Annotated in this window: 2 protein-coding genes; both read left to right on the forward strand. The window is 48.0% G+C overall.

The window, feature by feature from the left end:
• Positions 1 to 61 precede the first annotated feature (61 nt).
• Positions 62 to 244: a hypothetical protein gene (locus tag FYJ66_RS09100; RefSeq protein ID WP_154573181.1), complete on the forward strand. Its 183-nt coding sequence runs from the start codon at positions 62 to 64 to the stop codon at positions 242 to 244.
• Positions 245 to 332: 88 nt separating this feature from the next.
• A complete protein-coding gene (locus tag FYJ66_RS09105; protein ID WP_154573182.1) occupies positions 333 to 1196 on the forward strand; it encodes a hypothetical protein in 864 nt (287 codons plus the stop codon).
• The last annotated feature ends 102 nt before the right edge of the window (positions 1197 to 1298 follow it).

Consider the following 1298-nt stretch of genomic DNA (forward strand, 5'->3'; position numbering starts at 1 on the left):
AAACGAAAGAGTCAAAGAACAGGAGAAGAAATGAAGGAAAAAAACGAACGGAGATAAAAGCATGGGCGATAAAGATCCGGACAACAAAAATACGCCAGGAAAAGTAAAGGACAAAGAAAAAAAAGAAAAACGTAAGACGGAAAAGAAGAAAGTGAAGAAAGAAAAGGAAGAGGAAGAAAAGAACCAGAGAAAGGAAGAAAAAAAAGAAAAAAGGAAAGAAAAAAAAAAGAAGATAAAGAGGTGAAAGAGAATAGAGAAAATAAGAAGGAGGGTGGGCGATAAAAAGAGGAAGGAACAGGAGAAAGGGAGAGAAAAAGGGAAAAAAAGAAGAGATGAGAAGAAAGGAGAGGGGAAGGAAGGAGGGGAAAGGGAGAGAAGGGAGAGGAACCGGCGAAGGGGGGGGAGGGGAAGCAGGGGAGAAACGACAGAGAAAGGGGAAAAAGGAAGGGGGGAGAAAGGGGAGGGCCGGGGTCCCCTGGGGGCGGGAAGAAGCAGGAAAAAAGAAAAAGAAAGGAAGGAAGGAAGGAGAAAAGAGGGAGAGAAGGGAGGAGAAGGGGAAAGGGAAGGGGGAGGGAGGGGATGGAAGAAAAAAAAGAGAGAGAAAAGGGGGAGGGAGAGAGGGGAAGGAAGGGGGGAAGGGGAGTGGAGAAAAGGAGGGAGGAAGGAAAGAAAAGAAAAGGGGGGGAGGGGAAAGGGGAAAGGGAAAGGGAAGGGGGGGGGAAAGAGAGAGGAGGGGAGGGGAGGGAGGAGGGAGGGAGGGGGAAGAAGAAAGGAAGAAGAGGAGGGAAGGGGAGAGGGAAGGAGGGAAGAAAAGGGAGGAAAGGGAAGGGAGAGAAGGAAGAGGAGGGAAGAGGGGAAAGAGGAGAGGAAAGGGGAGGAGGAGGAGGAGAGAAGGAGGGAAAGGGGGGGAAAAGAGAGAAGGGAGGAAAAAGGAGGAGAGGGGGAGGAAAAGAACTGAGGCTAAGAAAAGAAAGGGAAGAAAGGGAAAAGGGAGGAGGGAGGGGAAGGGAAGGGAGAAAGAAGAGGGGGGAAGAGGAGGAAAGGAGGAAAAGGAGGAAAGGGGAAGGAGAGAGGAAGGGTTCAAAAAAGGAAAGATCTATCTTGATTGTTTTAAAGAAGAAGGAAAAGAAGAAAAAAAGGAAGGAAGGAAAAGGGGGGGGAGGAGGGGAAAAGAAGAGGAGGGAGAGAAGGGTTGATGAGGGGGAGAAAAAGGGAAGGATTTGTACTTGCATAGATGAAAAAGACAGTCGAATACACCATTTACAACTAACAGATGAATGTAAACCTATTTTAAAGAG

Origin of the sequence: Allobaileyella intestinalis, from assembly GCF_009695865.1 — a bacterium.
In the GTDB taxonomy this organism is placed as follows: Bacteria; Bacillota; Clostridia; order Peptostreptococcales; family Anaerovoracaceae; genus Allobaileyella; species Allobaileyella intestinalis.